Genomic DNA, 25,818 nt, shown 5'->3' with positions numbered 1-25,818 from the left:
CGTTCCCGGGATTCCGGCACCTCTGGCAGACCGGCGCACGGCCTTTTCCGATGGCTCGGGGATGGAACCCAAACCTACAGCCTGACTAAAGACCGGATGCAGTTTGGCTTGCAACGGCTCATGTGACTATCATAGGTGTAGTTTCAAGGTTTCAGCTTCGGAGGAGGGCTGACCCATGATACCCCTGACGTTTCGCCGGCTCGAAGTGTTCCTGGCGGTGGTCGATGCGGGCAGTTTCGTCGGTGCCGCCGACAAGCTGAACATCAGCCACCCGTCGGTCTCGAACCACATTCGGGCGCTGGAAGACATGATGCGCTGCGAGTTGTTCCAGCGTCGCCGCGGCACCGTGTCCAGCCTGACCGAACAGGGGCGACGCCTCTATGAGCGCGGGCAGGAGTTGCTGCAACAGGCGCGCCGCCTGCAAGATGACATGCTGCTGGACACGCCGCCGCAAAGCCGCCGGCCGCTGCTGATTTCCTGCCAGCGCTCGGTCGCGATGTCCTGGCTTTGCCGACCGATGGCGGTCTATGCACAGGAAAATCCCAATGTCGAATTCCGGGTCGAGGTGGGCGGCTACGAAACCGCCGTCTCGGACGTGCTGTTGCAGCGCACCGACCTCGGGTTCCTGATGTCCTATGAGAAGATCCTCGATTTCGCCGCCGAACGGATCGGCCGCGCGAGCTTTTCCTTCTATTGCGCCGCCGATCATCCGCTGGCCCGGATGGGTAGCGTGTCCATCAAGGAGCTGAAGTCCTATCCGTTGATCTCGACCAAGCGCGAAAGCCGGTTCGGCCTGATGGAAATCAACATGATGGCCGATGCCGGGATCACCGATTTCGCGCCCACGCACCAGATCCAGGAAGGCACCATCGTGCAAGAGCTGGTGATGCTGGGGCTTGGTGTGTTTTGCGGGCTGGACCGGATCGCGGCGCGGCACGTGGCGGCGGGGTCGCTGGTCAAGGTCCCGGTCGAGGCCCCGCCCATGGCGATGGACGTGCATTTCGCCTTTGCCTCGAACAAGCGGCAGAGCAAGGTCGCCAAGCAATTCATCGATTTCCTGCGCGCCTATCCCCACGACGAGGACTGATCAGCCGCGCCGCCGCGCCGTCGCCAGCAGCAGCGCCACCGACTGCGCAGCCAGGACGATCGCGACCACCGCCCCGACCGAAGGCGTCGCCACCAGCAGCGTCCCCAGCCCCGCGCAGGCCATGTTGATCGCCCCCATCAGCGCCGCCGCCGTGCCGGGGCTGTCCGGGGCGCTGTTCATCGACAACGCGGTGGCGCTGTTCATCGCCATCCCGTGGCCGGCCGTCAGCAGCAGGGCGGGCAGGAACACGGCCGCCGGGCCGGGCGGAAAGACCGCCCAGCAGGCCAGCATCGCCGCCGCGCCCGTCGTGCTGACCAGGCTGCCGGCGCGCAGCATGCGGGCGGCGTCATGCACGCGCAGCAACCGCGAGCTGAGCGCGTTGCCGGCCAGATAGGCGGCGGGCATCAGCGCGAACCAGCGGCCGAATTCGGCGGTGCCCATGCCTGTGGCGGCGGTCAAGGCGATGGGCATGCCCGACAGAAAGCTGAAATAGGCGACCGCAAAGGCGCCGGCGTTCAGGGTGTAGCCCATGAAGGCCCGGTTGCCGATGAGCCCGCGATAGATCCTGGGATACGCACCCAGCGGGCGCCGGGCGCCGGGCGGCGCCGTCTCGCGATAGAGCAGCGCCAGCGCGGCGAAGACCGCGGTTCCATAGGCGCCCAGCACCCACAGGATCGACCGCCAGCCCAGCCAGTCGGCCAGATAGCCGCCCAGAACCGGCGCCACGATCGGCACCAGCGCCGAGATCATCACCACCTGCGTAAGAGCGCGCGCCACCTGATCGGCGGGAAAGACGTCCTTGATGATCGCCCGTGCCAGCATCGCCCCGGCTGCCCCGCCCAGCGCCTGCAACATGCGCCCGGCCAGCAGCGACTCGAGACTGCCGGCGGTGGCGCCGATCAGGCTGCCGGTCGCGAACAGCGCCATGCCGCCCAGCGCCACCGGCCGGCGACCCAGCCGGTCCGAAAGCGGCCCGCCCAGCAATTGCCCGGTCGCGAAAATCAGGAAATAGAGCGACATGGTCAATTGCACCCGCGCCGGCGGGGCGTGCAGGTCGGTCACGATCCGCGGCAGGGCGGGGGCATAGGCGGTCAGCGCCATCAGCCCGCAAGCGGTCAGCGCCGCCAGCAGCAGGTTGGGCGGAGGCGCCGCCCGGGTCGGCGCCGTGTCCCGCATGTTCAGTCGCGTCCCTCGACGCTTTGCAGCCGGTGATAGCCAAAGGCGGCGCGCGCCTCGGTGATCGACTGGCCGGCGCGCACCGCGTCGCGGATGCCCTCTTCGGCACGCGCGATGGCTTCGGCGGCGGCCAGGACCGCCTCTTCATGGGCGCGCGGGATGACGACCACGCCGTCGCGGTCCCCCCTGAGGATGTCGCCCGGCGCCACGCGGGCACCGCCCACGGTGACCGGAACCTGTTCGGCTTCGACCTGCACCCGGTCCTTGCCGGTGCGCATCCAGGCGCCGCGGGAAAAGACCGGATAGCCCAGGTCCACGCAGACCGCGCTGTCGCGGCAGATCCCATCGATCACCGTCCCCGCGATCCCCTTGATCGAGGCGAGTTCGGTCAGGATGTCCCCCCAGACCGTGCAATCGTCCCGGCCGGCGTTGTCCAGCACCACAACCTCGCCGGGCTGCACGCGGTCGATGTAGTCGCCCACCGTCCCCGCCGGCTTGGCGGCCGGGGCGTAGAGCACGGTAAAGGCGCGGCCGGTCATGCGGAACCCGGGGTCACGCGGCGACACGCGGTAGCATTGGCCGAGGATCGCCAACTTGTCCAAGGCGTCGGACAGTGTCGCGGTGTCGAGGGCGGCGGCGCGAGCGACGGCGGCATCCATCAGAAGCAATCCCCGAACAGTTTCACGGCATTGTCCTGGAACACCGCCCTTTGGCCGGCCTCGTCCAGCAGCGACTGCACCACGGGCTTGATGTCGTCGAAATCGCGGCCCGTGGCGGGATTGGCCGCGGTGCCGGTGCCCGGGCGTTCCGTGCCAAAGACCAGCCGGTCGGTGCCCATCACCTCGAACAGCAGGCGCAGCGCCTGTTCCGAATACAGCGTCGTGTCGAACCAGATCTTGCCCAGCCGTTCCAGAAACAGGCTTTCCTGCTTGCGGCGGATCGACCAGGAATGGAACCGGCCCATCTGATAGGGGATCGCGCCGCCACCGTGCGGCACGATGATCTTCAGCGTCGGGAAATCCTCGAACACGGTGCTTTCGATCAGGCTGATCGTGGCGATGCTCTCTTCGTTGATGAATTTGAGCGTGTAGCTTTCACGCGGGTGCTGCGACGAGGCCGAATGCACCAGCGCCGGCACGTCCAGCTCGACCAGCTTTTCATAAAGCGGATACCAGTATTTGTCGCCCAGGCCGGGCGGAGGCAACTGCCCGCCTTCGCCCGGATCGGGGTTCAGCAGGCAGCCGATGAAGCCCAGCTCGCTGACCGCGCGTTCCAGTTCCTCGATCACCGGGGCCAGGTCCAGGTTGCGGTGCTGCGGAAGGCCCGCCATGCCTTTGATGCGGTCGGGGAACATGGCGACCTGCCTGGCGATGGCGTTGTTGTTGTAGCGCACCCAGGCTTGCGTCACCGCCGCCGGATCGACTGAATGAAGCTGCATGAAGGGCCGGGGCGAGATGATCTGCACATCCGTGCCGACCTTGTCCATGGCGGCGACATGCCTGGCCATGGGCTCGCGCAGCATCTCGTCGGTCACGGGGGTGCGCGGGCCGCCAGTGGTGGGGTTGGCGCGGCTGGCGACCAGATCGGCCACATAGCCGTTGATCGCGCCCGGAAAGACCGCATGGGCGTGGGTGTCGATGATCTTCATTCTCTCGGTCCTTGTTGCCCCGCCTGGGGGAGGTCGTAGATGGCGAGCGTCGTCTCGCCGGCCCTGAGCCGGGTCAGGATGGCCTGTTCCCTGGCGTCGCGCTGGCGCGCGCGCGCCAGGGTCGCCTCGGCCTCGTCGGGCCGTAGCGCGATGACCCCGTCCGCGTCGGCGACGATCAGATCGCCGGTTTCGACGGTGACGGCGCCGATGGTGACCGGGCCGCCGATCGCGCCGCGCGCGGTGGGCGACTTGCCGGTGCCGCGGATGCACAGCGTCCGCGCAAAGACCGGAAAGCGCAGCGCGGCGATCGCGTCGCGGTCGCGGACGCCGCCGTCGATCACCAGCCCGGCGAGGCCCCGGACCTGGGCGGCGACCGTCATGATCTCACCCCAGTAGCCGGCCTCGTGATGGCCGGAACACTGCACGACCAGCACGTCGCCCGGCTGCGCCCGGTAGATCGCGTGATGCAGCCACAGGTTGTCCGCCGGCGGCGACTGCACGGTCAGCGCCCGGCCCGTGACCTGCGCCCCGGGCCAGATCGCCGCGATGGCCGAGGGCAGGGCGCCCCGGTGGGTGCTGGCCTCGAACAGCGAGGCGGTGCCCGGGCTGCTCATGACTCAAGCATCCGTTCGTAGGTCCCGGCCATCACGTCCGAGACCTTCAACCCGCGCTCCAGCGCCGCGATCATTGCCGCCTCGCGCGCTTGCAGGCTTTCGGCCTTGGCGACGATCTCTTCGGCGCGGGCGGCGGGGACAAAGACCACGCCGGTTCCATCCGCCAGAACGTAATCGCCCGGAGTGACGGTGATCCCGTCCACCGTGATCGGGGTCGCGTATTCCGTCTCGATGATCCGGCCCCGGGCGGTGCGGGGGATGCCGCCCTTGCCAAAGACCGGGTAGCCGAACTGCTCGGCCTCGTCGATGTCGCGGGCCATGCCGTCGATGATGGTGCCCGACAGCCCCTTCAACGCCGCCGCCTTTGACAGGATGCCGCCCCAGCCGGCACAATCCGCGCGCGCGTGGTGTTCCACCACGATCACGTCGCCGGGCGCGGCGGCGTCTACCGCCGCCGTGCACAGGTGGCGAGGCGCCGTCCGGCCCCGCGCTTCCTCGAGTTTGACGGTCATCACCCGGCCCGCGACCTTGCGGGTGGTGGCGAGGCGGTTCAGCCCCTCGGCAACGCCGGTGACGCCCAGCGCGTCAAGCGCGTCGGACAGCACACAGGTATCCAGCGCGGCCAGCCGTTCGGTCAGACTGCTCATGGCTCAGGCCCATTTGGCAAAGGCAAGACCCACGCCGGTGCCGGCGGGCGAGCGATAGCCCGGAACATACTCCAGCCAGTCCACGGGCAGGTCCCCGACCGCGCCATGGACGCAGATCCAGTTCAACGTCTCGGAGGTGCCGTCGATATAGTTCTTGCGATGCAGCGACAGCAGGTCCTTTTCGTTCTTTTCCTTCAGGGCCTTGATGATCCTGGCGTCGAAAACCTCGTCAACCATGAAATGGCTCAGGCCGCCCGATGCGATGATGCCGATCCGCTTGTCGCCCGGCACGGCCTCGACCGCGGCGCGGATCGCCTTGCCGATGGCCAGCGCCCGCTGCGGCGTCACCTGGTTCGGCTTGTAGAACGTGTTCAGCAGCACCGGCACCACCGGGATCGGCCTGTCTTCGTTCATGATGTAGCTGTGAACATAGGCAAAGGCGTGCCCTTCGCCCGCGCCATGCGGGTATTCGCTGACCGCGCCCACGTCAAAGCCGTTTTCGGTCATGTGTTCGATGACGTGCAGCGCCAGCGCGCTGTCGGCGGGATAGGTCTTTGACGGCTGCGCGTAGAAGCGCGAGCGCAGTTCGACCAACCAGTCCATCATGCCGGTCATGTCCGGCGGCCAGGCGTTGACGGCGGTATCGCCGTGGTAGATCGCCAGGCTGGGCCGGTTCTTGGCTGTGAACATCTCGTTCTGGTCGTCGCCGATGATGATCAGCGCGTCCAGGTTGGCGGCCTCCAGGTCCTGGGCCAGGCGCCTGGTCGCCGCGCGGCACTGGGCGGCCCGTTCCAGCATCTTTTCGGGCGTGGCCTTGGCGGCGATGGCGGGATCGGCGCGTTCCAGCACCTGGGCGTATTTGATGCGATTCCCGTCCTCGTCGCGGAAAGGCAGCATGTCCGCCTGATCGCGTTCGACCAGTCGGGGCAGTTCCTCGTCCTTCGCCAGCAGCATCGGCGAATGCGAGGTGGCGAGCCCCAGAACGATTTTCGACACGGCAATCTCCTTCTGTTGGTCGCGCCGGACAGCCAGGGCCCGGCGGCTTGCTGTTCCATTTTCGGCCGCTGCCGCCCGCCGTGGCAACACATCAGCGGGCTATCGAGGGTGTAGCGTTTCGCTTACCACCCCCGCCGCGTCAGGCGAGTTTCATCGCCACCGTCTTCAGCTCGGTGAAGGCCAGGACCCCCTCCTTGCCGTTCTCGCGTCCCCAACCCGAGTTCTTCATGCCGCCAAAGGGCAGCGCCGCGTCCAGCGCGGGCCCTGCATTGACCTTGACCGTGCCCGAGCGGATGCGGCGGGCCAGCCGGTGGGCCCGGGACAGGTCGCGCGTCCAGATCGAGGCCGAAAGTCCGTATTCCGTGGAATTTGCGGCCCTTGCAAGCTGCGCCACATCCGCGTCATCGCCAAAGCGGCTGGCGCAAAGGACCGGGCCAAAGATCTCTTCGCGCATGATCGCCATGTCCGGGCTGGTATCGACAAAGACCGTGGGCGCGACGAAATACCCCTGTTCGCGCGCCTTGTGTCCACCGGTGACCAGCCGCGCGCCGGCCCGCGATCCGCTCTCGACATAGCCCAGAACCCGGTCGAGCTGGGTCTGCGAGATGACGGGGCCGAGGTCGCTGTCCGGTGCCGTTCCCGGCCCCAGGCGTAGCCCTTCGGCTATGCGGGCGACGCCTTCGACCACCTTGTCGAACACCGCCTCGTGGGCGAACAGCCGCGAGCCCGCCGCGCAGACCTGCCCGGTGTTGGCAAAGATCCCCATGGCCGCGGCCGGGATCGCTTGCGCAAGGTCGGCGTCGGGCAGGATGAGGGTCGGCGACTTGCCCCCCAGTTCCAGCGAGACCCGTTTGAAATTCCCCGCGGCCGCCGTCAGGATCGCCCGCCCCGTCGCCGTCGATCCGGTGAAGGACACCTTGTCCACGCCGGGGTGGGCGACCAGCGCCGCGCCGGCCTCGGACCCCAGGCCGGTGACCAGATTGACGACCCCCGGAGGGAAGCCGGCCTCTTCGCACAGTTCGACCAGGCGGATCGTCGTCAGCGGCGTCTGTTCGGCGGGCTTCAGCACCACGGTGCAGCCCGCCGCGATGGCCGGGGCCAGTTTCGCCACCGCCATGGTAAAGGGCACGTTCCACGGCACGATCAGCCCGGCCACGCCGACCGGTTCGCGCAAGGTATAGGTGTGCCATTCGCCGGGCAGGGAATCGGGCAGCGTCTCGCCGGTGATCTTGGTGGCCCAGCCGGCGTTGTAGTGCAGCCCCTCGATGGCGAGGTTGATGTCAAAGGCGCGCGCCACGCCATAGGGCTTGCCGTTGTCGCGGGATTCGAGAAGCGCCAGCATCTCGGCGTCGCGCGTCACCAGATCGGCCAGGCGCCGCAACAGGCGGGCGCGTTCGCGGGGCGGGGTCCCGGGCCAGGGGCCTTCGTCCAGCGCCCGTCGCGCGGCGCCTACGGCGCGGTCGATGTCGGCGGCGGTGCCCCGGGCGAAACGGGTCAGGGGTTGGCCGGTCGCCGGGTCCTCGGTCGTCAACAGGCCGCCCTCGTGCGCCGCGGTCCAGGCGCCATCGACGAAAAGCCGCCCGTCGCGGTTCAGAAAGGCGGCGACGGCGCGCTGGGCGACTTCGGGCAAGTGGGGGGCGTTCATGCTGCGGTTCCCTGGCGTGTGTCGGCGAGGATCATCTCGGCCCCTTTTTCGGCGATCATCAGGGTGGGGGCGTTGGTGTTGCCGCCGATGATCGTCGGCATGATCGAGGCATCGACCACCCGCAGCCCCGCGATCCCGTGCACCCTGAGCCGCGGATCGACCACCGCCAGCGGATCATGGCCCATCCGGCAGGTGCCGACCGGGTGGTGGGTGATCGCCACGTGCTGGCGCAACGCCGCGTCCAGGTCGTCATCCGACACATGCGCGCCGCCGGGGATCAGTTCCTCGCCGGTGAGGTCGCCTTGCGGTTCGGTGCGATAGATCCGGCGCACCGCGCGGACGGCGCCGCGAAAGGTCTCGCGGTCTTCGGGCCTGTCCAGCAGGTTCATGCGGATCACGGGTTTCGCCGTCGGATCGGCCGAGCGCAGGGTTACGGTGCCGCGGCTCTTTTGCCTGAGCAGGCAGACGGTGATGTAGAACGCATGCGTCCCGGCCTTGCGCCAGCCGGGGAACCACAGGTCGGCGGTCAGGGCGATAGGGTTGCACAACAGCTGCACGTCCGGACGATCGAGGTCGGGCCGGGTGCGCAAGAGGATCGTGCCGGTGCTGATCTGGTTGGCAAAGGCGCCCTTGCCCCGCAGCGCCCAGTTCAGCACATGCCGCACCGCCCGGTCCAGCCGCAATTCGCGCAGGAAGGTCACGGGCTTCGTCGCCTTGAACAGCATCGCCATACGGGGATGTTCGATCAGGTTGCGGCCGACGCCGGGCAGGTCGTGGACGGGCGCGATCCCCAGCGCCTGCAACTCGGCCGCGGGGCCGATCCCGGACAGCATCAGCAGTTGGGGCGAGTTGTAGGCCCCGCCCGACAGGATGACCTCGCGCCGTGCGGTGACGCGGCGGGTCTGCCCCTTGTGGTCGAACGCCACGCCCGTCGCGCGCGCGCCCTCGACGATCACCCGCCGCGCCAGGGCTTGCGTCAGGATCGTCAGATTGGGCCGTCCGACGATCGGGCGCAGATAGGCCCGCGCCGAGGAATCCCGCCGGCCCTGCGGGTCGATCGCCACCTGGCCACGGGCAAAACCCTCGGCCTTGGCGCCGTCGTAATCCTCGGTCTCGCCATAGCCGGCGGCGACGGCCGCCTGGCGCAGCGGGGCCTCCAGCAAATGCGTGGTGTCGATCTCGCGCACATGGATCGGGCCGCTGCCGCCGTGGTATTCGGTCTCGCCGCGGAAATTCGTTTCCGAGCGTTTGAAAAAGGGCAGGACGTCGGCGTAACCCCAGCCCTCGCAGCCGAAGTCGTCGCGCCATTCGTCATAGTCGGCGCGGTGGCCGCGGATGTGGAACATGCCGTTGATCGAGGACGATCCCCCCAGCAGCCGGCCGCGCGGAACCGGCAGCACGCGGCCGTTCAGATGCGGCTCGGGCTCGGTCTGAAAGCCCCAGGTGAACCGCGGCTTGCCCAGCGCCTTGAGGAACCCCAGGGGCATGCGGATCAGAAAACTCCGGTCGTCGCCGCCGGCCTCGAGCAATAGCACCGTCGTCGCCGGATCGGCGCTCAGCCGGTTTGCCAGGGCCGCACCGGCCGTCCCCGCACCGACGATGACAAAATCGAACTCTGCATCCCTCATCGCCGCATTGCCCCTTCGCAGCCTCCGGTTCTGGCGGCACGTTCGGCAATCCGCAGCAGTAAGGCAATGCAGGACTAGCGCACCTGAGCTGTTGGTTGCACGCTACAGGATCAGGGCCCGGGGCGCGTCGCAGGCAGGCGCCTGGACCGTCGGCGTCGCCAGGGCATGGCGGCGACGCTGCCTGTCGGTTTTGCCGCCATCCTGCCAGGACCGGAAGCGATGCATCGGAACGCCTGAAGCGCAAGATTGATCGTAACCTGCCGTTTCCGGGCAGATTGCGATCAATCTGGGGCGCACGGGGGCGAATTCCTGGTAGGCCCGGAGGGACTCGAACCCCCAACCAAGGCGTTATGAGCGCCCTGCTCTGACCATTGAGCTACAGGCCCGACCGGAAAAATGGGTAGATAGCGCGCGCTTGGGGGTCAAGGGGAAAAGGGCGGCACGGGCAGGGGCGGCAGGGCGGCCTGCACCCGCTTTGGCAATCCCGCGCGGATCAGGCGGTAGCTGGCGGCGATCCGGTGGCGCAGCTCGTCGGGGGCGGTGTCGGGGGGCAGATAGACCCAGCTGCGGTGCAGATAGGGCGCGCGCTCGGCGATGCCGGCGTCGATCAGCATCTGCGCGGTCTCCTGGCTATCGGTCTTGACACTGACCCCGTCGCGCCGGGCCCCGACCGACGCGAACATCCGGCCGCCCAGCTTCCAGGCATCATGACCTCCGCCCCAGGGATCCGAGACCTCGGCACCCGGCAGGGCGGCGCAGAACGCGTTGATCTGGTCGCGGGGACTCATCGGTCGATGGTGCCCGATGGCGGCGGCACGATCAAGCCATCCGCATTGAACCCCGCGCCGCGATAAGGTAGGGCCAGCGCAAACTTTGGACGGCACGGTTTCGCCGGGGGTGCGCCATGACCATCAAGAACGGACTGACCTATGCGCAGGCGGGGGTCGATATCGACGCGGGCAACGCCCTGGTCGAACGGATCAAACCCGCGGCCAGGCGCACCAGCCGGCCGGGCACGATGTCGGGGCTGGGCGGGTTCGGCGCGCTCTTCGATCTGAAGGGCGCGGGCTATACCGACCCGGTGCTGGTGGCCGCGACCGACGGCGTCGGCACCAAGCTGCGCATCGCCATCGACACCGGCGTGGTCGATACGATCGGCATCGACCTGGTGGCGATGTGCGTCAACGACCTGGTCTGCCAGGGCGCGGAACCGCTGTTCTTCCTGGATTATTTCGCGACCGGCAAGCTCGAGGTCGATCAGGCCGCCCGCATCATCGAGGGCATCGCGGACGGCTGCGCGCAATCGGGCTGTGCGCTGATCGGCGGCGAGACGGCGGAAATGCCCGGCATGTATCACGCGGGCGATTTCGACCTGGCGGGCTTTGCCGTCGGCGCGATGGAGCGCGGCGCGGACCTGCCGGCGGGCGTGGCAGAGGGGGACATGCTGCTCGGGTTGGCCTCGAACGGGGTGCATTCGAACGGCTATTCGCTGGTGCGCAAGGTGGTCGAAAAGGCCGGGCTGTCGTGGTCCGATGCCTGCCCCTTTGGTCCCGGCACCGTGGGCGAGGCTCTGCTGGCGCCGACTCGGCTCTATGTGAAGCCCGCACTCGCGGCGATCCGCGCGGGCGGCGTGCACGCGCTGGCGCATATCACCGGCGGCGGCCTGACGGAAAACCTGCCGCGCGTCCTGCCCGAGGGGTTGGGCGCGACCATCGACCTGACCGCGTGGCCCCTGCCGCCGGTCTTTGCCTGGATGGCGCAGGTTGCCGGGTTCGACGAGCCCGAGCTTCTGAAAACCTTCAACAGCGGCATCGGCATGATCGCGGTCGTCGCCGCCGACCGCGCCGAGGCCCTGGCCGAACTGCTGGTGGCCGAGGGGGAAACCGTGCACCGGCTGGGCCATGTGACCCGGGGCGCGGGCGTCGCCTATCGCGGGCATATCCTGTGAAACGGGTCGCCATCCTGATTTCGGGGGGCGGTTCGAACATGGTGGCGCTGGCGCGGTCGATGACGGGCGAGCACCCGGCGCGGCCGGTTCTGGTGCTGTCGAACGACGCAGAGGCAGGCGGGCTGACCCGCGCCACCGCGCTGGGTATCCCGGTCGCCGCGGTGGATCACCGCCCGTTCCGGGGCGACCGCGCCGCGTTCGAGGCCGCCTTGCTGGCGCCCTTGCTGGCGGCACGGCCCGACGTGATCTGCCTGGCCGGATTCATGCGCATCCTGACGCCCGGGTTCACCCAGCGATTCGCGGGGCGGATGCTGAACATCCACCCCTCGCTCTTGCCGAAATACCCGGGGCTGCACACGCATCAGCGCGCGCTGGATGCGGGCGACGACCAGGCGGGCTGCACCGTGCACGAGGTCATTGCGGATCTCGACGCCGGGCCGATCCTGGGGCAGGCGCGGGTGCCGGTGCTGTCTGGCGACGATGCCGACAGCCTGGCCGCGCGGGTCCTGGTGCAAGAGCACCGGCTCTACCCCGCGGTGCTGCGCCGCTTTGTGGACGGCGACCGCACGCCCGTCATGATGTGACCCGCCAGGGCACGGCAGCCATCAGCGCCAGCGCCACCAGCGCCAGGGCCGCCGTCAGCCCCAGCGTGATCCACGGGCCGGCCAGCGCCAGCGACCCCGCCATCGCAAAGGGCGCGATCGCGGCCACCAGCATCCTGAGGCTGGCCAGCCGCCCCAGTCGCGCCGCGTAACCGCGCAGCCCGAACAGGGCCAGCGGCACCGTGCCGCGCACCGTCGTCGCCAGCCCCTGGCCCACGCCGAACAGCACCGCAAAGACGGCGGCCGACGCAAATCCGACCGGCGCCAGCGCCAGCAGCACCACCGACAGCGTCAGGCAGGCCAGCGCGACCAGCGCGGTCATCATCGGATGGCGGTGGTGGGCAATGAGCATCTCCAGCACCCGCGCCGCCACTTGCGACGGTCCCATCAGCGCCCCGGCCGCCACTGCGGCGGTCTGGCTCAGCCCCAGCGCCCCCAGGACCGGCACCCATTGCGCGCTGAACGCCGACATCACCGCCCAGGACAGCGCCAGCGCCAGCGCCAGCAGCACCATGGCGCGGCGGTGCAGCGGCGCGGGCAGGGGGGCAAAGGGCGGCGCGCTGCGGGTTTCGGCCCGGCCCCTGTCGCCCCCGGGCAGGGACAGGTGCAGGGGCAGGCACAGCAGCAGGTGCAGCGCGGCAAAGGTCAGGTAGGCCTCGCGCCAGCCCCAATTCTGTTGCAGCGCCAGCGTCAGCGGCCAGAACACGGTCGAGGCAAAGCCGCCCAGCATGGTCATCAGCGTGATCGCCCGCCGCGCGCGCCCCTCGCCGACCGCCTGCGCCAGCGCCGCAAAGGCCGCGTCATACAGGACCAGCGGCGCGATCATCTCGATCAGCACCAGCGCCCCGGTCAGCCCCCAGGCGCCCCCGACCTGCGACAGCAGCGCGAAACCCGCCGCCACCACCATGGACCCCGCCGCCATCATCCGCCGCGCGCCCAGCCGATCGATCAGTGCTCCGGCCCAGGGCGCGGTCAGGCTGCCGGCCAGCAGCGCGGCGGACAGCAGGCCATAGGACAGCGTCGTGGTCAGGCCCAGATCGGCCGACATCCGCGCCACCAGCACGCCAAAGGCGTAATAGATCGTGCCGAAGCCGACGATCTGCGTCAGGCCCAACGTTAGCACCGGGCGCAGCACGCCGCCCTCCAGGATCGACGGGGGGGCGGCGCGCCACCGGCGGGGCCCGGGGGCGGAATCAGGGGGGGGCGGGGGCGCGTTGCCGGCCATGGAATCGAACCTCGCGAACGGGGCGATCACGCTGCCCCGCATTGTGATCACACTTTTCTAGGCTGTGATCACAAATCAAAGAATTTCCTCTGATCGCGAAGTTTTGCACGATTAAATCGTTTGTGCCACGCTGGTTTCATGGCAAGACGGCCCAAATTCGCAGCAACGGGGGCAGTTCCGTGAACATCCATGAATACCAGGCGAAGGCCCTGCTTCGCAGCTACGGCGTGCCGGTCTCGGACGGTCGTGTCGTCCTGAGGGCGGAAGACGCCAAGACGGCGGCGGGCGAGCTGGACGGGCCGCTCTGGGTCGTCAAGGCGCAAATCCACGCCGGCGGACGCGGCAAGGGCAAGTTCAAGGAAGCCGAAGCCGGCGAGAAGGGCGGCGTTCGCCTGGCCAAGTCGGTCGAAGAGGCCGAGGCCATGGCCAAGCAGATGCTGGGCCGCACGCTGGTCACGCACCAGACCGGCCCCGCCGGCAAGCAGGTCAACCGCATCTACATCGAGGACGGCTCGGACATCGCGCGCGAGCTTTACCTGGCGCTGCTGGTGGACCGCGGCACCTCGCGCGTGTCGTTCGTCGTCTCGACCGAGGGCGGCATGGACATCGAGGAAGTCGCGGCCAAGACGCCGGAAAAGATCCTGTCGTTCAGCGTCGATCCGGCGACGGGTCTCAGCGACTTCCACGGCCGCCGCGTGGCCTTTGCGCTGGGGCTCCAGGGTGGCCAGGTCAAGCAGTGCGTCGCGCTGATCCGCAATCTCTATCGCGCCTTCGTCGAGAAGGACATGGAGATGCTGGAAATCAACCCGCTGATCGTCATGACCGACGGCAACCTCAAGGCGCTGGACGCCAAGGTCGGCTTTGACGGCAATGCGATCTATCGCCACGCCGACATCGCCGCGCTGCGCGACGAGACGGAAGAAGACCCCAAGGAACTGGCCGCGTCCAAGTTCGATCTGAACTACATCGCGCTGGACGGTGAAATCGGCTGCATGGTGAACGGCGCGGGCCTGGCCATGGCGACGATGGACATCATCAAGCTCTATGGCGCGGAACCGGCGAACTTCCTGGACGTCGGCGGCGGCGCCACCAAGGAAAAGGTCACCGAGGCGTTCAAGATCATCACCTCGGACCCGAACGTGAAGGGCATCCTGGTCAACATCTTCGGCGGCATCATGCGCTGCGACATCATCGCCGAGGGCACGATCGCCGCGGTGAAGGAAGTCGGGCTGAAGGTTCCGCTGGTCGTGCGTCTGGAAGGCACGAACGTCGAACTGGGCAAGAAGATCATCAACGAAAGCGGACTGAACGTCATCGCCGCCGACAATCTGTCGGACGCCGCGCAGAAGATCGTGAAAGCGGTGAAGGGGTAAGAAGCCATGGCCATTCTCGTCAACGAAAACACCAAGGTCATCTGCCAGGGCTTCACCGGCTCGCAGGGCACCTTTCACTCGGAACAGGCCATCGCCTATGGCACCAAGATGGTCGGCGGCGTGACGCCGGGCAAGGGCGGCACCAGCCACCTGGAGCTTCCGGTCTTCAACTCGGTGCACGAGGCGAAGGCGGTCACCGGCGCCAATGCCAGCGTGATCTATGTCCCGCCGCCCTTCGCCGCCGATTCGATCCTGGAAGCGATCGACGCCGAGATGGAGCTCATCGTCTGCATCACCGAGGGCATCCCGGTGCTGGACATGATGAAGGTCAAGCGCGCGCTGATCGATTCGAAATCGCGCCTGATCGGGCCGAACTGCCCGGGCGTCATCACGCCAAACGCCTGCAAGATCGGCATCATGCCGGGCCACATCCACCAACGCGGCAGCGTCGGCGTGGTGTCGCGGTCGGGCACGCTGACCTATGAGGCGGTCAAGCAGACCTCGGACCTGGGGCTGGGCCAGTCCACCGCCGTGGGCATCGGCGGCGACCCGATCAAGGGCACCGAACACATCGATGTGCTGGACATGTTCCTGAACGACCCCGAAACGCAGTCGATCATCATGATCGGCGAAATCGGTGGCTCGGCCGAGGAAGAAGCGGCCGAATTCCTGGCCGAACAGCGCAAGAAGGGCCGCTGGAAGCCGGTCGCCGGTTTCATCGCCGGCCGCACCGCGCCCAAGGGGCGCCGCATGGGCCACGCGGGCGCCATTGTCTCGGGTGGCAAGGGCGACGCGGAATCCAAGATCGAAGCGATGAAATCGGCCGGCATCATTGTCGCAGACAGTCCCGCCTCGCTGGGCGAGGCCGTGATGAAGGCGATCAACGGGTGATGTCACCGCTGCATCGGAAGAACCGCACGATGGGGCGTGGGGCGCGTTGCCCCCGTCCGTTCGGCGTTTTTTCGCTGCTGCTGGCGCTGGCCCTTTCCGTTGGTCCGGCGCGGGCCGATGCGCGCGGCGACGCGCGCGTTGGTCTTGCCGCCTGTCTTGAGGCGCCGACCGATACCGCCAGTGCCCGCGCCACCTTTGCCGCCCTCGGATGGACCGAGAGTGTCGAGCGCGCGCGCATCGCCGACGCCATCGCCATCGCTCTGCCCTTGCAAACCGACCTTCCCGCCGAACAGGTCGTCGATCGGGCCGACACGCTTTACCGCGACGCTCTCGGCCTGGCAGCCGAGATCGCCGGCGGGGCCGTCGTCTTTCGCGCGCAAAGCGGGGCCGAGGTGGCCGTTCAGATCGACGCCTTTGGACCGGGTGTTTCGGTTCTTTGCCATATCGCCGCCCCGCCGGGTTCAGACCCGACCGGCTTCGTGGACGCACTTCCCGGCGATCGCGTGACCGAAATCACAGGCGCATTGGCCTTTCATGTCGCCCGTCCGCAGGGCGGCGAGGGCGTGATGGTCAATACGGCCACCGTGATCGTTCCCGATCAGCCCCGCTATGATGCCGTCAACCCGGATCGGCCCGATATTCCGGCAATTCTCATCACCTCTGTCCTTGTCAGGAAATAGTGACATGACCGACCAAACCCCCTCTGCCGCCTTTTCCGCGTCGTCTTTCCTGGACGGTGCCAACGCCGATTACATCGATCAACTGGCCGCCCGCCACGCGCAGGATCCGTCCAGCGTCGATGCCGCCTGGGCGCAGTTCTTCGAGGCCGCCGGCGATGATTTCGTCACCGCCACCCGCCTGGCACAGGGGCCGAGCTGGGCACGCAAGGATTGGCCGCCGGAACCGCAGGACGAGCTGACCTCGGCGCTGACCGGCCTGTGGCCGGCCGCCACCGCCAAGGAAGGCAAGGCCGCCGGCGAGAAGATCCTGGCCAAGGCCGCCGAAAAGGGCGTCGAGCTGTCCGACGCACAGGTGCAGCGGGCGGTTCTGGACAGCCTGCGGGCGCTGATGATCATCCGCGCCTACCGCATCCGCGGCCATCTGATCGCCGAGCTGGACCCGCTGGCGATGCGTCACGAGAACACCCACGCCGAACTGGATCCCGCCTCCTACGGCTTTGCCGACGCCGACATGGACCGGCCTATCTTCATCGACAACGTGCTGGGGCTTCAGGTGGCCTCGATGCGGCAGATCATGGAGATCCTGCGCCGGACCTATTGCGGCACCTTCGCGTTGCAGTTCATGCACATCTCTGACCCGCAGGAGGCCGGCTGGCTGAAAGAGCGGATCGAAGGGTATGGCAAGGAGATCACCTTTACCAAGATGGGCCGCCGCGCCATCCTGAACAAGCTGGTCGAGGCCGAGGGGTTCGAGAAGTTCTGCCATGTGAAATTCATGGGCACCAAGCGGTTCGGCCTGGACGGGGCCGAGGCCCTGATCCCGGCGATGGAACAGATCATCAAGCGCGGCGGCGCGCTGGGTGTGAAAGAGATCGTCATGGGGATGCCGCACCGTGGGCGCCTGTCCGTTCTGGCCAACGTGCTGTCGAAACCCTATCGCGCGATCTTCAACGAATTTCAGGGCGGTAGTTTCAAACCGGACGAAGTCGATGGGTCGGGGGATGTGAAATACCACCTCGGTGCCTCGTCCGACCGCGAGTTCGACGGAAATCTCGTGCACCTCAGCCTGACTGCGAACCCGTCGCACCTCGAGGCGGTGAACCCCGTTGTCCTGGGCAAGGTCCGGGCCAAGCAGGATCAGCTCAACGATACCGAACGCCGCGCGGTTCTGCCGATCCTGCTGCACGGGGACGCGGCCTTTGCGGGGCAGGGAATCGTCGCCGAATGCCTGCAACTTTCGGGCATCAAGGGGCACCGGACGGGCGGCACGATCCATATCATCGTGAACAACCAGATCGGCTTTACCACGGCGCCCCATTTCAGCCGGACCTCGCCCTATCCGACCGACATCGCGCTGATGGTCGAGGCGCCGATCTTCCACGTCAACGGCGATGACCCCGAGGCCGTGGTGCACGCCGCCAGGGTCGCGACCGAGTTCCGCCAGCAGTTCGGCAAGGACGTGGTCATCGACATGTTCTGCTATCGCCGCTTTGGTCACAACGAGGGCGACGAGCCCATGTTCACCAACCCGGCGATGTACAACCGCATCAAGCGGCACAAGACCACGCTGCAACTTTATACCGAGCGTCTGGTCGCCGACGGGCTGATCCCCGAGGGCGAGATCGACGACATGAAGGCTGCCTTCCAGTCGCATTTGAACAACGAGTTCGAGATCGCCAAGGAATACCGCCCGAACAAGGCCGACTGGCTGGACGGGCGCTGGAAGCAGTTGAAGGCCAAGGACCTCATCAACTATCAGGCCGGCCAGACGGCCGTCAGCTCGGCGCTGTTCGCCCAGGTCGGCACGGCGATTTCGTCGTATCCCGCGGATTTCGACATTCACCGCACCGTTGCGCGCCAGCTCGACGCCAAGGCGAAGATGTTCGAAACCGGCGAGGGGTTCGACTGGGCCACGGCCGAGGCCCTGGCCTTTGGCACGCTTCTGACCGAGGGGTATCCCGTGCGCCTGGCCGGTCAGGACTGCACGCGCGGCACCTTCTCGCAGCGGCATTCGGGCTTCATCGACCAGACGACCGAGGAACGCTACTATCCGCTGAACCACATCAAGGCCGGGCAGGCGCGGTACGAAGTCATCGATTCGATGCTGTCGGAATACGCGGTGCTGGGCTTCGAATATGGCTTTTCGCTGGCCGAACCCAACGCGCTGACCCTGTGGGAGGCGCAGTTCGGCGACTTTGCCAACGGCGCGCAGATCATGTTCGACCAGTTCATCAACTCGGGTGAATCCAAGTGGTTGCGCATGTCGGGGCTGGTGGTGCTGCTGCCGCACGGCTTCGAAGGGCAGGGCCCCGAGCATTCCTCGGCCCGTCTGGAACGCTATTTGCAGAACTCGGCCGAGGATAACTGGATCGTCGCCAACTGTTCGACCCCGGCGAACTATTTCCACATCCTGCGCCGCCAGTTGCACCGCGACTTCCGCAAGCCGCTGATCCTGATGACGCCCAAGTCGCTGCTGCGTCATCCGATGTGCACCTCGAAAGCCGAGGATTTCACCGAGGGCTCGACCTTCCACCGGCTGCTGTGGGACGACGCCGAGCGCGGCGGTCATTCGACCATCACGCTGAAGCCCGACGCCGAGATCAAGCGCGTGGTGATGTGCTCGGGCAAGGTCTACTACGACCTGCTCGCGGAACGCGACGCGCGCGGGCTGGATGACGTGTATCTGCTGCGGGTGGAACAGCTCTATCCGACGCCGACGCAGTCGCTGCGCCGGGAATTGCAACGCTTCAATCAGGCCGAGATGATCTGGTGCCAGGAAGAGCCCAAGAACCAGGGCGCGTGGTCCTTCATCGAACCCAATCTGGAATGGGTGCTGACCCAGGTCGGCGCCAAACATACCCGTGCGCGCTATGCCGGCCGCCCGGCCTCGGCCTCGCCGGCCACGGGCCTGGCCAGCAAGCACAAGGCTCAACAAGAGGCGCTGGTGAACGAAGCGCTGTCGTCTGAAGGAAACTGATCCATGAGCATCGAAGTCCGTGTTCCCACCCTGGGCGAAAGCGTCTCCGAGGCGACCATCGCCACCTGGTTCAAAAAGCCCGGCGATGCCGTGCAGGCCGATGAAATGCTGTGCGAACTGGAAACCGACAAGGTGACAGTCGAGGTTCCGGCCCCCGCCGCGGGCGTTCTCAGCGAGATCATCGCCAAGGAGGGCGAGACCGTCGGCGTCAACGCGCTGCTGGCGATGATCGGCGAAGGTTCGGGCGCCGCCCCGGCCCCCAAGGCCGAAGCCGCGCCGGCCCCCGCCGCTGCCGCCCCCGCCGCCGCGCCCGCCAAATCGGTCGAGGACGCGCCCTCTGCGAAAAAGGCGATGGCCGAGGCCGGCCTCTCGTCCGAGCAGGTGCAGGGCACCGGCCGCGACGGCCGCGTGATGAAGGACGACGTGCAGCGCGCCGTGGCCGCCGCCGCCGTCGCCCCGGCCGCGGCCGAGGCGCCGGTATCGGTGCCGCGCGGCCCGGTGCACGCCGACGACGCTTCGCGCGAGGAACGGGTGCGCATGACGCGCCTGCGCGCGACGATCGCCCGGCGCCTGAAGGACGCGCAGAACACCGCCGCGATGCTGACCACCTACAACGAGGTGGACATGTCCGGCATCATGGCGCTGCGCGACGAATACAAGACCCAGTTCGAAAAGAAGCATGGCGTCAAGCTGGGCTTCATGTCGTTCTTCGTGAAGGCCTGCTGCCACGCCCTGAAGGAAGTGCCCGAGGTCAACGCCGAGATCGACGGCCAGGACATCATCTACAAAAACTATGTCCACATGGGCGTGGCGGTGGGCACCCCCAGCGGGCTGGTGGTGCCGGTGGTGCGCGACGCCGACCAGATGGGCTTTGCCGCGATCGAGAAAAAGATCGGCGAACTGGGCCTGCGCGCCCGAGACGGCAAGCTCAGCATGGCCGAAATGGCGGGCGGGTCCTTCACCATCTCGAACGGTGGGGTCTATGGCTCGCTGATGTCCTCGCCGATCCTGAACCCGCCGCAGTCGGGGATCCTGGGGATGCACAAGATCCAGGACCGCCCGGTGGTGGTGAACGGTCAGATCGTCATCCGGCCGATGATGTATCTGGCGCTCAGCTATGACCACCGGATCGTGGACGGCAAGGGCGCCGTGACCTTCCTGGTGCGCGTGAAAGAGGCGCTGGAAGATCCCCGCCGGCTGCTGATGGATCTGTGACGCACGCGGGCGCGGGCCTCGGCCCGCGCCGGCCTGTGCAGGGTGAAGCATGGCCTCGGTGTTCCTCAGCAAGCCGGCGACCTGGCAGCAATCGAAGCGCCTGCTCGATGCCTCGTGGACGGCCGAGGGCGCGCGGTTCGGCAGTCGCGCGCGCCACGATGCGTTCTACACCTATCTGCTGACACCGCACAGCGGGCGCTGGGCCTATGTCTCGTCGGGCAAGACGGGCACGACCTCGACCCTGGCCTTGCTGTTCCGGCTGGAGTTCGGCCACGAGAATACCGCGCTTGTGGACGACCCGTCGGACATGAACCGCGACGCGGCCATGCACCGGGCGGTGGACGCCGGCGTGTTCCGCAGCGTGCACGCGCGCGACGATATCGACAGCCTGTCGGGCTTTCTGGCGCGGACGCTGCGCATCGCCACCGTGCGCCACCCCACGCCGCGCGCCTGGTCGGCGTTTCGCTATCTGTGCCGGTCGCAGGACCTGCGGCACAGGCAGTTCGCCGCCGCGCGGATCCGTCTGTGCGCGCTGACCGGGTTCGACTGGACCCGGCACGCCCGCACCCGCGCCGGGTTCGAGCGGTTCCTCGATTTCATCGCCATCGAGATGGGCGAGGACAGTGCGCTGCTGCCGGACAATCACTGGCGGCCGCAATGGCTGGACATCCGGCCGGACGTGTTTCGCCCGGATGTTCTGGGCCGGCTGGAAACCCCCGATGCGCTGACCGAGGCCCTGATCGCGCGGCTGGGGCGGGCGCCGGGCGACCAGGCCCCGTTGCGGCGCGGCGATCTGAACCACGACGCAACCACGGCGCCGGATCTTCCGGCGTGGATCACCGCGCCTTCGGTCCGCCAGCGTCTGGCGCAGGTCTACGGCGCCGATTACGAGGCTTTCGACTATGACCTCTGAACTGATGGCCCTGACCCTGGCCGCCCTGTTGCAAGGCCTGCAATTCGCCCTGTATTCGGTCCTGGCACAGAGGCAGGTGGGCACCCGCTACGCTGCCAGCCCGCGCGACGTGGCCCGTCAGCTCACCGGACAGGCCGGCCGGGCGCAGCGCGCGCTGGCCAACCATTTCGAAGGCTTGATCCTGTTCACCATCGCCGTTCTGGTGGTCACCCTGGCCGACCAGTCCGGCCCCGTCACCCGATACGCCGCCTGGACCTATCTCGGCGCGCGTGTCCTTTACATTCCCGGCTACCTGCTGGGCTGGGCGCCCGGGCGCTCGCTCATCTGGTTTGTCGGGTTCGGTGCCACGATGACGATGCTCGTCGCGGCGCTGATCTGATCGTGCAAACGCCTGTCCGGGGTGCCCGGGGCGCGACATCCGCGACGCGGCCGCCCCGACCCCGACCCTGAAAGGAGACCCCCATGGCTGACTTCGACCTCATCGTCATCGGCGCCGGACCCGGCGGCTATGTCTGCGCCATCCGCGCCGCGCAACTGGGCCTGAAGGTGGCCTGCGTCGAAGGGCGCGAGACGCTGGGCGGCACCTGCCTGAACGTGGGCTGCATCCCCTCGAAGGCGCTGCTCAACGCGACGCATCAGCTGCACGAGGTGCACGAGAATTTCGAGACCATGGGCCTGATGGGCGCCAAGCCCAAGGTCGATTGGGACCGGATGAAGGGCTACAAGCAGGACGTGGTCAACGGCAACACCAAGGGCATCGAGTTCCTGTTCAAGAAGAACAAGGTGACCTGGCTCAAGGGCTGGGCCTCGATCCCGCAGGCGGGTCAGGTCAAGGTCGGCGACGAGGTGCACGGCGCGCGGGCCATTGTCATCGCCTCGGGCTCGGTTCCGACCTCGCTGCCCGGCGTCACCGTTGACGAAGAGGCGATCGTCACCTCGACCGGGGCGCTGAGCCTGCCGAAGATCCCCAAATCGATGGTGGTCATCGGCGCGGGCGTGATCGGGCTGGAGATGGGCTCGGTCTATGCGCGGCTCGGAACCGAGGTGACGGTGGTCGAATACCTCGATGCGATCACCCCCGGCATGGACGGCGAAGTCGCCAAGCTGTTGCAGCGGATCCTGAAGAAGCAGGGGCTGAACTTCATCCTGGGCGCCGCCGTGCAAAAAGCCGAACGCACGAAGAAGGGCGTCACGCTGGGCTATGCGCTGCGCAAGGACGACAGCGCGCACGAGATCGAAGCCGAGGTGGTGCTGGTCGCCACCGGCCGCAAGCCGTTCACCGACGGGTTGGGGCTGGAGGCCCTGGGGGTCGAGATGCTGCCGCGCGGCCAGATCAGGACCGACGCCCATTGGGCGACCTCGGTCAAGGGGATCTACGCGATCGGGGACGCGGTGACGGGCCCGATGCTGGCCCACAAGGCCGAAGACGAGGGCATGGCCGTGGCCGAGGTCATCGCCGGCAAGCACGGGCACGTCAATTACGACGTCATCCCCGGCGTGATCTACACCACGCCCGAGGTCGCCTCGGTCGGCAAGACCGAGGAACAGCTGAAAGAGGCGGGCGTGGCCTACAAGGTCGGCAAGTTCCCCTTCATGGGCAACGCGCGCGCCAAGGCGGTGTTCCAGGCGGACGGGTTCGTGAAGCTGCTGGCCGACAAGACGACCGACCGCATCCTGGGCTGCCATATCGTCGGGCCTGGCGCGGGCGATCTGATCCACGAGGTGTGCGTTGCGATGGAATTCGGGGCGGCGGCCCAGGACTTGGCGCTGACCTGTCACGCGCATCCGACCTATTCGGAGGCGGTGCGCGAGGCGGCGCTGGCCTGCGGCGACGGCGCGATTCACGCCTGAGCGGGCGCCAGGGGCTGGACGGGCGTTCGGGGGGCGGCCGCCCCCCGCCCCCCCCGCTTCAAGGGGGGCACGCCCCCCTTGAAAATCCCCGTGCGTATTTCGGACAAGATGATCAGCGCGCGGGGTCTTCGGCGCGGGCCTGGCGGGTGAGGGCGAGGAAGGCATCCTCGAGGTCGGGTTCGGCGGTGGACAGATCGCGGATCTCGGCCCCGGCATCGCCAAGCGCGTGCAGGACCGCGCCCGCGTTGACCCGGCTTTGCGGGTAGGACAGGGCCAGCCAGCCATCGGCGCGATCCTCGCGCGTGACGCCCGCGGGCAGGGTCAGCGGGCCGACCGGGGCGGTCGTGCGCACCAGCAGCGTCTTGGCGTCGATGCGCCCGACGATCGCCTGGGTGGTGTCGCGCACGATCAGGCGGCCCTTGTCGATGATGGCGATTTCGTCGCACATCTGCTGCGCCTCTTCGAGGTAGTGGGTGGTCAGGATGATGGTCATGCCCTGGCGGTTCAGCATCCGCACATTGGCCCACAGCATCTGGCGCAGTTCGATATCGACGCCGGCCGTGGGTTCGTCGAGCACCAGCACCTGCGGCGCGTGGACCAGCGCCTTGCCCAGCAGCAGCCGTCGGCGCATCCCGCCTGACAGGGTGCGGGCATAGGCGTCGGCCTTGTCCGTCAGGCCGATCAGGCCCAGGATCTCGTCGGTGCGGCGCTGGCGGGCCGGCACGCCGTAGAGGCCGGCCTGCACCTCGAGCGCCTCGCGCGGGGAAAAGAACGGGTCCACGTTCAGTTCCTGCGGCATCACGCCGATCGCGGCGCGCGACTGGCGCGGGTTCTGATCCTGGTCGAACCCCCAGATGCGCACGCGCCCCTCGGTCTTTCGCACCAGGCCCGCCAGGATGTTGATCAGCGTCGATTTGCCTGCGCCATTGGGGCCCAGGAGGCCAAAGACGGAACCCTGGGGGATCGTCAGGTCGATGCCGGCCAGGGCCTCCTTGGTGGCGGATTTTCCGCTGGCGGCGTAGACCTTGCGCAGGCCTTCGATCTGGATTGCGTGTTCGGTCATCTTGCTCCTGCCGGGAAACGGGGTATTGTCGGGGCCCATCACGCATAGGCCGTTCCGACCGCCGAGACAAGGAAGCCCCGATGTCAGCCAGCCCCGCGCACGACGCCCCCGCCACCCATGTCGTCAACGCCCGCCGCTTTTCGTGCGATGGCGGCGAGGGCGCGCTGGGCCATCCGCGCGTGTGGCTGACGATCCCGCACGAGACCGGCTTCATCGACTGCCCCTATTGCGACGCGCGCTATACCCTGGCCGAGGGGGCCGGCGACGCGCACTGAACAGGACCTGTGCGCCGGCGCGCAGCCGGCGGGCTGGAACAGGGGCCGGGCGCACGCCATATCGGGGGCAACCTGAACCACAGGAGGCTCTCATGACGTTCCGACCCGTGACCGCGACCCGTCTGGCGCAACCGACGCTGGAAGGGGCAGGGGTGCACCTGCACCGTGTCTTCGGCTTTGGCGACCCGGCCGAGGCCGATCCGTTCCTGCTGCTCGACGATTTCCGCAACGACGATCCGGCGCTGTATCGCAAGGGGTTTCCCTGGCACCCGCACCGCGGGATCGAGACGATCACCTATGTGCTGGAAGGCTCGGTCGAGCACAGCGATTCGCTGGGCAACAAGGGGCGCTTGGGGCCCGGGTCCGTGCAGTGGATGACGGCGGGCTCGGGCATCCTGCATCAGGAGATGCCGCTGGGCAACGCGCGGGGGCAGATGCACGGGTTCCAGCTGTGGGCCAATCTGCCACGCGACCTGAAAATGACCGCGCCGCGGTATCAGGACGTGCAGGCCGGCGACATCGAGACGGTGGTCGATGACGACGGCACGGCGGTGCGCATCATCACCGGCCGGTTCTGGGGCCGGCGGGGGCCGGTGGACGGTATCGCGGCCGACCCGCTCTATCTGGACGTGTCGGTGCCGCCGAACACCCGCAAGGTGCTGCCGGTCGATACCCATGCGAACACCTTTGCCTATATCTTTGCGGGTGCGGGCACGTTCCGGGATGCGTCTGGCCCGCAAGGGGTGCGGGTGGAAAAGGAATTCGCGGGGCAGGAGCTGGCGATCCGCGACCTCAGCGGCAACCGCACGCTGGTGCGCTTCGGCACCGGCGACGAGATCGTGGTGACGGCCGGGCCCGAGGGGGTGCGCTTCCTGCTGGTGTCCGGCCAGCCGATCCAGGAGCCGGTCGCCTGGCACGGGCCGATCGTCATGAACACCCGCGAGGAATTGCGCCGGGCGTTTCAGGAGTTGAACAACGGCACCTTCATCCGCTGACCGGGCGGCTGGCGGCAGTTCTGACGGAAAGGGCGGGGATCAACCCCGCCCTTCTTGCATTGCGCGGCGCCGTCTCAGGCGGTCCGTTTCGCGCGGTAGGCCAGTTCGCGTTGCAGCGCCCTGGCGGCTTGCGTCATGCCCGCCTTGCTCAATTCCTCGATGCGCTCAAGCAGTTCGTCGTTGCTCAGATCGTTCGACATGTCATCTCCTTCACGTCTGGGCCCAAAGCCGAAAACCGGCCCGTCCCGGCGCTTGGCGGGAGCAGGTCAGGCAAAGCCCGGGCGGGACTGCTTCCGGGGGGAATGCGCCGAACGCGCCGGGTCACGGGGACCCACATGGCCATCACAGGCCGACCGGAAGACGCCCCCT

The 25,818-nt window shown here is 67.8% G+C and carries 23 protein-coding genes, 1 tRNA gene and 1 pseudogene; 13 read left to right on the top strand and 12 right to left on the bottom strand.

Going from position 1 to position 25,818, the window contains the following annotated elements; all coding sequences use genetic code 11:
* Positions 1-175 precede the first annotated feature (175 nt).
* Complete coding sequence (locus H6900_16690) at positions 176-1,087, top strand: LysR family transcriptional regulator (protein ID MCC0074916.1); 912 nt, start codon at positions 176-178, stop codon at positions 1,085-1,087.
* On the opposite strand, the gene H6900_16685 is transcribed toward H6900_16690, so the two are convergent.
* The 10 genes from H6900_16685 to H6900_16640 all read right to left on the bottom strand — a co-directional run bounded on the left by H6900_16685 (position 1,088) and on the right by H6900_16640 (position 10,229).
* Entirely contained in the window at positions 1,088-2,263 is a 1,176-nt protein-coding gene (locus H6900_16685) for a multidrug effflux MFS transporter (GenBank protein MCC0074915.1), read from the bottom strand.
* Positions 2,264-2,265: 2 nt separating this feature from the next.
* The gene (locus H6900_16680; protein MCC0074914.1) at positions 2,266-2,922 is read right to left on the bottom strand and encodes an RraA family protein; all 657 of its coding nucleotides are present in this window, start codon (positions 2,920-2,922) and stop codon (positions 2,266-2,268) included.
* Positions 2,922-3,911 carry an amidohydrolase gene (locus H6900_16675; GenBank protein ID MCC0074913.1) on the bottom strand — a complete coding sequence of 330 codons (990 nt, stop codon included), beginning with the start codon at positions 3,909-3,911 and terminating at the stop codon, positions 2,922-2,924. Before H6900_16675 ends, H6900_16680 begins: the two co-directional genes overlap by 1 nt.
* Positions 3,908-4,525, bottom strand: coding sequence for an RraA family protein (locus tag H6900_16670; protein ID MCC0074912.1), 618 nt, complete (start codon positions 4,523-4,525; stop codon positions 3,908-3,910). The genes H6900_16675 and H6900_16670 overlap by 4 nt, the downstream gene beginning before the upstream one ends.
* Positions 4,522-5,172, bottom strand: a complete 651-nt coding sequence (locus H6900_16665; protein ID MCC0074911.1) for an RraA family protein — start codon at positions 5,170-5,172, stop codon at positions 4,522-4,524. Before H6900_16665 ends, H6900_16670 begins: the two co-directional genes overlap by 4 nt.
* A gap of 3 nt (positions 5,173-5,175) precedes the next feature.
* Positions 5,176-6,168: an extradiol ring-cleavage dioxygenase gene (locus H6900_16660; GenBank protein ID MCC0074910.1), complete on the bottom strand. Its 993-nt coding sequence runs from the start codon at positions 6,166-6,168 to the stop codon at positions 5,176-5,178.
* 139 nt (positions 6,169-6,307) lie between these two features.
* Entirely contained in the window at positions 6,308-7,813 is a 1,506-nt protein-coding gene (locus H6900_16655) for an aldehyde dehydrogenase family protein (GenBank protein MCC0074909.1), read from the bottom strand.
* Entirely contained in the window at positions 7,810-9,441 is a 1,632-nt protein-coding gene (locus H6900_16650) for a GMC family oxidoreductase N-terminal domain-containing protein (GenBank protein MCC0074908.1), read from the bottom strand. Before H6900_16650 ends, H6900_16655 begins: the two co-directional genes overlap by 4 nt.
* A gap of 310 nt (positions 9,442-9,751) precedes the next feature.
* Positions 9,752-9,827 (bottom strand) — tRNA-Ile (locus H6900_16645).
* A gap of 36 nt (positions 9,828-9,863) precedes the next feature.
* Complete coding sequence (locus H6900_16640; GenBank protein ID MCC0074907.1) at positions 9,864-10,229, bottom strand: MmcQ/YjbR family DNA-binding protein; 366 nt, start codon at positions 10,227-10,229, stop codon at positions 9,864-9,866.
* A 116-nt stretch (positions 10,230-10,345) separates the two neighbouring features.
* Here H6900_16640 and H6900_16635 point away from each other — a divergent pair, with 116 nt between their 5' ends.
* On the top strand, positions 10,346-11,389 hold the full coding sequence (locus tag H6900_16635) for a phosphoribosylformylglycinamidine cyclo-ligase (GenBank protein ID MCC0074906.1): 1,044 nt from the start codon (positions 10,346-10,348) through the stop codon (positions 11,387-11,389).
* On the top strand, positions 11,386-11,973 hold the full coding sequence (locus H6900_16630; protein MCC0074905.1) for a phosphoribosylglycinamide formyltransferase: 588 nt from the start codon (positions 11,386-11,388) through the stop codon (positions 11,971-11,973). The genes H6900_16635 and H6900_16630 overlap by 4 nt, the downstream gene beginning before the upstream one ends.
* On the opposite strand, the gene H6900_16625 is transcribed toward H6900_16630, so the two are convergent.
* Positions 11,963-13,126 carry an MFS transporter gene (locus tag H6900_16625; protein ID MCC0074904.1) on the bottom strand — a complete coding sequence of 388 codons (1,164 nt, stop codon included), beginning with the start codon at positions 13,124-13,126 and terminating at the stop codon, positions 11,963-11,965. The two genes, H6900_16630 and H6900_16625, sit on opposite strands and share 11 nt — an antisense overlap.
* Before the next feature lie 269 nt (positions 13,127-13,395).
* On the opposite strand from H6900_16625, the gene sucC reads away from it, so the two are divergent.
* The 8 genes and pseudogenes from sucC to lpdA all read left to right on the top strand — a co-directional run bounded on the left by sucC (position 13,396) and on the right by lpdA (position 23,116).
* A complete protein-coding gene (gene sucC / locus H6900_16620; protein MCC0074903.1) occupies positions 13,396-14,589 on the top strand; it encodes an ADP-forming succinate--CoA ligase subunit beta in 1,194 nt (397 codons plus the stop codon).
* Between the two features lie 6 nt (positions 14,590-14,595).
* Positions 14,596-15,480, top strand: coding sequence for a succinate--CoA ligase subunit alpha (gene sucD / locus H6900_16615; GenBank protein MCC0074902.1), 885 nt, complete (start codon positions 14,596-14,598; stop codon positions 15,478-15,480).
* Entirely contained in the window at positions 15,480-16,160 is a 681-nt protein-coding gene (locus tag H6900_16610; protein ID MCC0074901.1) for a hypothetical protein, read from the top strand. Before sucD ends, H6900_16610 begins: the two co-directional genes overlap by 1 nt.
* A 4-nt stretch (positions 16,161-16,164) precedes the next feature.
* Positions 16,165-19,137 carry a 2-oxoglutarate dehydrogenase E1 component gene (locus tag H6900_16605; GenBank protein ID MCC0074900.1) on the top strand — a complete coding sequence of 991 codons (2,973 nt, stop codon included), beginning with the start codon at positions 16,165-16,167 and terminating at the stop codon, positions 19,135-19,137.
* A 9-nt stretch (positions 19,138-19,146) separates the two neighbouring features.
* A pseudogene (odhB, locus tag H6900_16600) lies at positions 19,147-20,352 on the top strand (2-oxoglutarate dehydrogenase complex dihydrolipoyllysine-residue succinyltransferase).
* Positions 20,353-20,401: 49 nt separating this feature from the next.
* Complete coding sequence (locus tag H6900_16595; GenBank protein MCC0074899.1) at positions 20,402-21,265, top strand: sulfotransferase family 2 domain-containing protein; 864 nt, start codon at positions 20,402-20,404, stop codon at positions 21,263-21,265.
* Positions 21,255-21,644, top strand: a complete 390-nt coding sequence (locus H6900_16590) for an MAPEG family protein (GenBank protein ID MCC0074898.1) — start codon at positions 21,255-21,257, stop codon at positions 21,642-21,644. Before H6900_16595 ends, H6900_16590 begins: the two co-directional genes overlap by 11 nt.
* 83 nt (positions 21,645-21,727) lie before the next feature.
* Positions 21,728-23,116, top strand: a complete 1,389-nt coding sequence (lpdA, locus tag H6900_16585; GenBank protein ID MCC0074897.1) for a dihydrolipoyl dehydrogenase — start codon at positions 21,728-21,730, stop codon at positions 23,114-23,116.
* A 112-nt stretch (positions 23,117-23,228) separates the two neighbouring features.
* Here lpdA and H6900_16580 read toward each other — a convergent pair whose 3' ends face one another.
* Positions 23,229-24,179, bottom strand: coding sequence for an ABC transporter ATP-binding protein (locus tag H6900_16580; protein ID MCC0074896.1), 951 nt, complete (start codon positions 24,177-24,179; stop codon positions 23,229-23,231).
* A gap of 80 nt (positions 24,180-24,259) precedes the next feature.
* Here H6900_16580 and H6900_16575 point away from each other — a divergent pair, with 80 nt between their 5' ends.
* Positions 24,260-24,454, top strand: coding sequence for a zinc-finger domain-containing protein (locus tag H6900_16575; GenBank protein ID MCC0074895.1), 195 nt, complete (start codon positions 24,260-24,262; stop codon positions 24,452-24,454).
* Positions 24,455-24,546: 92 nt separating this feature from the next.
* On the top strand, positions 24,547-25,449 hold the full coding sequence (locus H6900_16570; GenBank protein MCC0074894.1) for a pirin family protein: 903 nt from the start codon (positions 24,547-24,549) through the stop codon (positions 25,447-25,449).
* The last annotated feature ends 369 nt before the right edge of the window (positions 25,450-25,818 follow it).

This window comes from Rhodobacter sp., assembly GCA_020637515.1.
Classification (GTDB): Bacteria; Pseudomonadota; Alphaproteobacteria; order Rhodobacterales; family Rhodobacteraceae; genus Pararhodobacter.
This window is presented reverse-complemented; position numbering and strand designations above follow the sequence as displayed.